The following is a 7442-nucleotide window of genomic DNA, read 5'->3' on the forward strand; positions in this document are numbered from 1 at the left end:
GGCCGAGCTCGTCGAGGGCGCGGGGGACGACATCGTCCAGTCCGATCGGGCGGGGGAACACGCTCAGCGCTCCGGCCTGCAGCCGGGACATGTCCAGCAGGTTCTCCACCAGGCGGGTGAGCCGGTCAAGGGACTCGTCGGCGGTGGCGAGCAGCTCGTCGCGTTCGTCCCGGCTGAGCACGGCCTCGGCGGAGCACAGGCCGGTGACGGCGGCCTTGGCGGCGGCGAGCGGGGTGCGCAGGTCGTGGCTGACGGCGGCGAGCAGCGCGGCGCGGACCCGGTCGGCCTGGGCGATGGGCACAGCCTGCGCGGCGGCCTCGGCCAGGCGGCGCTGTTCGAGGGCGACGGCGGCCTGGGCGGCGAAGGCGGCGAGGATACGGCGGTCCGCCGCCGGCAGCGGCCGTCCGGTCAGGGCGAGGGCGAGGGTGTCGCCGACGGGGACGTCCACCGCGCCGTCCTCGGGCCGGGTGCACGGCTCGGGGCCGACGCTGAGCACCGTGCGCCAGCCGTCGCCGTCGCCGTCGCGTTCGAGCAGGGTCGCCGAGGTCATGGCGAACGTCTCCCGGGCCCGCTCGAGCAGGGCGGGCAGCGCGTCCTCGCCGCGCAGCACGCTGCCGGCGAGCACCGACAGCGTCGCCGCCTCCGCGGAGGCGCGCACCGCCTGGCCGTAGCGGCGGGCGGAGAGGTCGACGACGCGGCTGACCATCGTCGCGACCAGGACGAAGCCGGCCAGGGCGAGAGCGTTGTTGCCCTCCGCGACGGACCAGTGGTGCAGCGGCGGGGTGAAGTAGTAGTTCAGCAGCAGGGAACTGGCCAGGGCGCACAGCAGCGCCGGCCAGAACCCGCCGATCAGCGCCACCGTCACCACGATGATCAGGTAGCCGAGCATCTCGGTGGCCAGGTTGAAGGTGCCGTGGGCCTGGACCAGCCCCGCGGTCAGGGCGGGGACGAGCGCCAGGGTCAGCGCGGTCGCGATGAGCCGGCGGCGTGGGGTGAGGCCGCTGCGCACCCGCGGCAGCCGCCAGCCGGTGCCGGCCTCGGCGTGGGTGACCATGTGCACGTCGATCGGCCCGGACAGGTTCGTGGTGGTGACGCCGATGCCGGGGCTGAGGATCCGGGCGAGCCGGCCGCGCCGGCTGGCGCCGAGGACGAGCTGGGTGGCGTTCTCCGCGCGGGCGAAGTCGAGCAGCGCCGTCGGCACGTCGTCGCCGATCACCTGGTGGAAGCTGCCGCCGAGGCTGTCGACGAGCACCCGCTGCCCGGCCAGAGCCGCGGGGTCGGCGCCGGTGAGGCCGTCGGAGCGGGCGACGTGCACGGCGAGCAGCTCCGCACCCTTGGTCCGGGAGGCGATCCGGGCCGCGCGGCGGATCAGGGTCTCGCCCTCCGGGCCGCCGGTGAGCGCGACGACGACCCGCTCCCGGGTCTCCCACGTCCCGCCGATGCGGTGCTCGGCCCGGTACCGGTCGAGCTGGTCGTCGACCTTGCCGGCCAGCCACAGCAGGGCGAGTTCGCGCAGGGCGGTGAGGTTGCCGGGGCGGAAGTAGTTGGCCAGGGCCGCGTCGACCCTGTCCGGGGCGTAGATGTTGCCGTGGGCCATCCGCCGGCGCAGCGCCTCGGGGGCCATGTCGACGAGCTCGACCTGGTCGGCCCCGCGGACCACCGCGTCGGGCACGGTCTCTCGCTGCGCCACGCCGGTGATCGTCCCGACGACGTCGTTGAGCGACTCCAGATGCTGGACGTTGACGGTGGAGATGACGTCGATGCCGGCGGCGAGCAGCTCCTGGACGTCCTGCCAGCGCTTGGTGTTGCGGGCGCCGGTGACGTTGGTGTGGGCGAGCTCGTCGACGACCGCGACCGCGGGGCGCCGGGCCAGCACCGCGTCGAGGTCCATCTCGGTGAAGGTGGCGCCGCGGTGCGCGGCGAACCGGCGGGGGATCACCTCCAGCCCGTCGAGCATCGCGGCGGTGTGCTGGCGCCCGTGCGTCTCGACCAGGGCGACGACGACATCGGTGCCCCGGTCGAGACGGCGGCGGCCCTCGTCGAGGGCGGCGTAGGTCTTGCCGACCCCGGGCGCCGCCCCCAGGTAGATGCGCAGTGTTCCGCGTGGCACGCCACCCATGGTGCTCCTGTCCGCACCTGCGCGGGAACCATCGGAAGGTCGGTTTCGGCCGCTATTTCATGATCGGTGTTAGTGGGCCGTGAGAAACCGGCCGGACGCCGTGAGAACCGTGTGAGTGATCGTCGTTTTCGGGCACCGTCGCGCTTTACTGGGCCCCTGCCGGGATGAAGGAGGGGCGCATGCAAGACGTGGTTTACGTCCTGCTGACGCTGGGATGTTTCGCGCTGTTGGCGCTGGTACTGCGAGGGGTCGAAAGGCTGTGAACGCGGAGAACATCGCCGGCCTGGTGCTGTCGATCGGTCTGGGAATCTTCATCGTCGTGGCCCTGCTGTTCCCGGAGCGGTTCTGATGTCCTCGTCCGTCGCCGGTGTGCTGGCCGTCGCGCTGCTCGTCGCCGCGCTGTGGGTCACCTACCGTCCGTTCGGCGACTACATGTACCGGGTGTTCACCGCGAAACGGCACCTACGGGTCGAGCGGGCGATCTACCGGCTGACCGGGGTGAATCCCGATGCGGGCCAGCGCTGGGGGGTCTATGCCCGCAGCGTGCTGGCCTTCTCGCTGGTGAGTGTCCTGCTGCTGTACCTGTTGCAGCGCATCCAGGAGCATCTGCCGCTGAACCTGGGATTCGACGCGGTGGGGCCGGCGCTGGCCTGGAACACCGCGGTGAGTTTCATGACGAACACCAACTGGCAGGCGTATTCGGGCGAGTCGACCATGGGTCACACCGTGCAGATGACGGGCCTGGCCGTGCAGAACTTCGTCTCGGCGGCGGTCGGCATCGCGGTGGCGATCGCGGTGGTGCGCGGCTTCGCGCGGCGCCGGTCGCCGGTCGCCGAGGGTGGACGGGGTGGACCGGGCGGACGGGGTGCCGGCAGCCGGGACGACGTGGTCGGCGCCGGCGACGAGCTCGGCAACTTCTGGGTGGACCTCACCCGGGCGGTGATCCGGATCCTGCTGCCGGTCTGCGTGGTCGTGGCGATCGTCCTCATCGCCGGCGGGGCGATCCAGAACCTGCACGGCAACCGGGTGGTGTCCACGCTGGCCGGCGGCCATCAGACGATCACCGGCGGGCCGGTCGCCAGCCAGGAGGCGATCAAGGAGTTCGGCACCAACGGCGGCGGCTTCTACAACGTCAACTCGGCGCATCCGTTCGAGAACCCGACGTCGTGGACGAACCTGTTCGAGATCTACCTGCTGCTCGCGGTCGCCTTCTCGCTGCCGCGCACCTTCGGCCGGATGGTCGGCGATCGCCGCCAGGGCCTGGCGATCGTCGCGGTCATGGCCGCGCTCGCCCTCGGCAGCTTCGCGGTGAACGCCGCGTTCCAGACCGCGCACCACGGGACGGTGCCGGTCGCGGTCGGCGCGGCGACGGAGGGCACGGAAACCCGGTTCGGCGTGCCGGACTCGGCATTGTTCGCCAGCGGCACGACGCTCACCTCCACCGGCGCGGTCAATTCCTTCCACGATTCCTACACGAGCCTCGGCGGCGCGACGCTGCTGTTCAACATGATGCTCGGCGAGGTGGCGCCCGGCGGCACCGGATCCGGTCTTTACGGAATGCTCGTGCTGGCCGTCGTCACCGTCTTCGTGGCCGGGTTGATGATCGGCCGAACACCCGAATACCTCGGGAAGAAGATAGGCTCCCGAGAGATCAAATTCGCCTCTCTGTACTTCCTCGCCACCCCGGCGATCGCCCTGCTGGGCACCGGGATCGCGATGGGCCTGCCCGGCGAGCGTGCCGGCATGCTCAACTCCGGGGCGCACGGCCTGAGTGAGGTGCTCTACGCCTTCACCTCGGCGGCGAACAACAACGGCTCGGCGTTCGGCGGCATCACGGTGAACACGACCTGGTACAACACCGCGCTGGGCTTGGCGATGCTGTTCGGCCGGCTGCTGCCGATGCTGCTGGTGCTCGGGATGGCCGGCTCCTTCGCCCGCCAGCATCCGGTCCCGGCGACCGCCGGGACGCTGCCGACGCACCGGCCCCAGTTCGCCGGGATGCTCGGCGCCATCGCTCTGATCATCGTCGCGCTGACGTTCTTCCCGGCGCTCGCCCTCGGCCCGCTCGCGGAAGGGATCCACTGATGACCACCACCACCGTCATCGCCCCGCCCGGCGCCGCGCCGCGGCCGGGCCGGGGCCAGGGCCAGGGCGGGCCGCGACGGGTCGGCGGCGGCCTGCTCGACCCGCGCCAGCTCGGCCGCTCGCTGCCCGCGGCGCTGCGCAAGCTCGACCCCCGCACGCTGTGGCGCAACCCGGTCATGCTCATCGTCGAGGTCGGCGCGGGGTTCACCACGGTGCTCGCAGTCGCCGACCCGTCGGTGTTCGGCTGGCTGATCACCGTCTGGCTGTGGCTCACGGTGGTGTTCGCGAACCTGGCCGAGGCCGTCGCCGAGGGCCGGGGCAAGGCCCAGGCCGCGGCGCTGCGCCGCACCCGCACCGACACGATCGCCCGCCGCCTGACCGGCTGGTCGCCCGGCCAGGCCGCTCCCACCGCCGAGGAGATCGCCGCGGGGGAGCGCGTCTCGGTGGAGGAGGTCCCCGCGCCCAGGCTCGTCCGCGGGGACGCCGTCCTCGTGGTCGCGGGGGAGACCATCCCCGGTGACGGCGACGTCGTCGAGGGCATCGCCAGCGTCGACGAGTCGGCGATCACGGGGGAGTCCGCGCCGGTGATCCGCGAGTCCGGTGGCGACCGGTCGTCGGTCACCGGCGGGACGAGGGTCCTGTCCGACCGGATCGTCGTGCGAATCACCCAGCAGCCCGGCGAGAGCTTCATCGACCGGATGATCGGCCTAGTCGAGGGCGCCGACCGGCGGCGCACCCCGAACGAGATCGCGCTGAACATCCTGCTCGCCGCGCTCACCGTCATCTTTCTGCTCGCCGTCGCGACCCTCCAGCCGCTGGCGATCTTCACCAAGGCGCAGCAGCCCGCGATCCCCGACTCGGCCGCCCTGACCAGCCACGGGATCACCGGCATCGTGCTGGCGTCCCTGCTGGTCTGCCTCATCCCGACGACGATCGGGGCGCTGCTGTCCGCGATCGGCATCGCCGGGATGGACCGGCTGGTCCAGCGCAACGTGCTCGCGATGAGCGGCCGGGCGGTCGAGGCGGCCGGCGACGTCAACACGCTGCTGCTCGACAAGACCGGAACGATCACTTTCGGCAACCGGCAGGCCCGGGAGTTCCTCCCGGTCGGCGGGGTCGACGCGGCCCTGCTCGCCGACGCCGCCCAGCTCTCCTCGCTCGCCGACGAGACGCCGGAAGGCCGCTCGGTCGTCGTGTTCGCCAAGGATCACCACGGCCTGCGTGAACGCTCACCCGGCGAGCTGCGCGCGGCGACGTTCGTGCCCTTCACCGCCCAGACCCGGATGTCCGGCGTCGACCTCGTCAACCCGGATGCCGGCACCGAGCGTGCCGCCGGCACCGAGAGCGTGGGCGTGGGCGGGGCTGGCGGTGAGCTGCGCCGGCAGATCCGCAAGGGCGCGGCCAGCGCGGTGATCGCCTGGGTGCGTCAGGCCGGCGGGACGATCCCCGTCGAGCTCGGCGAGATCGTCGACGGTGTCTCCGCCGCGGGCGGGACACCGCTGGTCGTCGGGGAGATCACTGGCGCCGGCTCGGCGGCGCACGCCCGGGTGCTCGGCGTCATCCAGCTCGCCGACGTCGTCAAGAGCGGCATGCGGGAACGGTTCGACGAGATGCGCCGGATGGGCATCCGCACCGTCATGATCACCGGGGACAACCCGCTGACGGCGAAGGCGATCGCGCAGGAGGCCGGCGTCGACGACTTCCTCGCCGAGGCCACCCCGGAGGACAAGCTGGCGCTGATCCGCGCCGAGCAGGCCGACGGCAAGCTCGTCGCGATGACCGGCGACGGCACGAACGACGCCCCGGCGCTCGCCCAGGCCGACGTCGGCGTCGCCATGAACACCGGCACGTCCGCGGCCAAGGAAGCCGGCAACATGGTCGACCTCGACAGCGACCCGACGAAGCTCATCGAGATCGTCGAGATCGGCAAGCAGCTGCTCATCACCCGCGGGGCGCTGACGACGTTCTCCATCGCCAACGACGTCGCCAAGTACTTCGCGATCATCCCGGCGATGTTCGCCGGCGTCTACGGCGGGCTGGACCGGCTGAACATCATGCGGCTGGCCACCCCCGAGTCGGCGATCCTGTCCGCCGTCATCTTCAACGCGCTCGTCATCGTCGCCCTGATCCCGCTCGCGCTGCGTGGCGTGCGCTACACGCCGAGCAGCGCCTCCGCCCTGCTCTCGCGCAACCTGTCCCGCTACGGCCTCGGCGGGATCATCGCGCCGTTCGTCGGCATCAAGATCATCGACCTGCTCGTCCAGTTCATCCCGGGGGTGGGTTGACCCATGTTCGCGCGACTGCCCGGCTGGGTCCGCCAGCACCTGGCCGCCCTGCGGATCCTGCTCGTATTCACCGTCGTCGTCGGCCTCGCCTACCCGCTGGCGATCCTCGCCGTCGCCCAGCTGCCGGGCCTGCACGACCGTGCCGACGGCTCGTTCGTCACCCGCGCCGACGGCCAGCGGGTCGGCTCGTCGCTGATCGGCCAGTCGTTCACCGACGCCGACGGCAACGCCGTGGCGCGCTACTTCCAGAGCCGACCGTCGGCGGCCGGGGACGGCTACGATCCGACGTCCACCTCGGCGTCGAACCTCGGCCCGGAGGACGTCGTCGACAGCTTCGACGACCCCGCCACCAAGGACGACGACGAGTCCCGGCAGAGCCTGCTCACCCAGGTCTGCGCGCGCAGCCAGGCGGTCGGGGCGCTCGACGGCGTCGACGGCCGCCGGCCGTACTGCACCGTCTCCGGGGTCGGCGCCGTGCTCGCCGTCTACCACGCCGGGCCTGGCTACGACGGTCGGGTGACGCGAGTCGTCAGCGTCAACGAGCTCTGCCCGACCCGGCCGTTCCTGCCCACCTACGCCGGGCTGCCGGTGAGCTGCCGGACCCTGACCGACGACATCGCCGCCGGCCAGCGCGTCCTGATCCGCGGCGACGCCCCCGCGCACCCCGCCGTCCCCGCCGACGCGGTCACCGCCAGCGCCAGCGGCCTCGACCCGCAGATCAGCACCGCCTACGCTGACCTTCAGGTCCGCCGGGTGGCCCGGGTCCGCGGCCTGCCCGCGAGCCAGGTCGCCACGATCGTGCGCGACCACACGACCGGCCGGAGCCTCGGCTTCCTTGGCGAGCCGGCGGTCAACGTGCTGGGCCTCAACCGGGCGCTGGACGCGCTCACCCCGGCGCGGCGGTGAGCCCGGCGGCCGGGTCGGGTGGCTCGCCCGGGTCGGGTGGCTCGCCC

At 72.5% G+C, this 7442-nt stretch carries 5 protein-coding genes; 4 read left to right on the forward strand and 1 reads right to left on the reverse strand.

The features are described from left to right. On the reverse strand, window positions 1-2119 hold a 2119-nt coding region (locus NBZ83_RS27995; RefSeq protein WP_261576122.1), incomplete at its 3' end, for a sensor histidine kinase. Between the two features lie 259 nt (window positions 2120-2378). Between NBZ83_RS27995 and kdpF the strand changes: the two genes are divergently transcribed. From kdpF to NBZ83_RS28015, 4 genes are read left to right on the forward strand one after another with little or no spacing between them, the layout of a single operon-like run. Further along, entirely contained in the window at window positions 2379-2468 is a 90-nt protein-coding gene (kdpF, locus tag NBZ83_RS28000; protein ID WP_261571252.1) for a K(+)-transporting ATPase subunit F, read from the forward strand. Continuing rightward, a complete protein-coding gene (kdpA, locus tag NBZ83_RS28005) occupies window positions 2468-4204 on the forward strand; it encodes a potassium-transporting ATPase subunit KdpA (RefSeq protein WP_261576123.1) in 1737 nt (578 codons plus the stop codon). Before kdpF ends, kdpA begins: the two co-directional genes overlap by 1 nt. Next, a complete protein-coding gene (gene kdpB / locus NBZ83_RS28010; RefSeq protein ID WP_261576124.1) occupies window positions 4204-6489 on the forward strand; it encodes a potassium-transporting ATPase subunit KdpB in 2286 nt (761 codons plus the stop codon). The genes kdpA and kdpB overlap by 1 nt, the downstream gene beginning before the upstream one ends. A 3-nt stretch (window positions 6490-6492) precedes the next feature. Continuing rightward, window positions 6493-7395, forward strand: coding sequence for a potassium-transporting ATPase subunit C (locus tag NBZ83_RS28015; RefSeq protein WP_261576125.1), 903 nt, complete (start codon window positions 6493-6495; stop codon window positions 7393-7395). Window positions 7396-7442 lie beyond the last annotated feature (47 nt).

Source organism: Frankia gtarii (assembly GCF_025403375.1).
Taxonomy (GTDB): domain Bacteria; phylum Actinomycetota; class Actinomycetes; order Frankiales; family Frankiaceae; genus Frankia; species Frankia gtarii.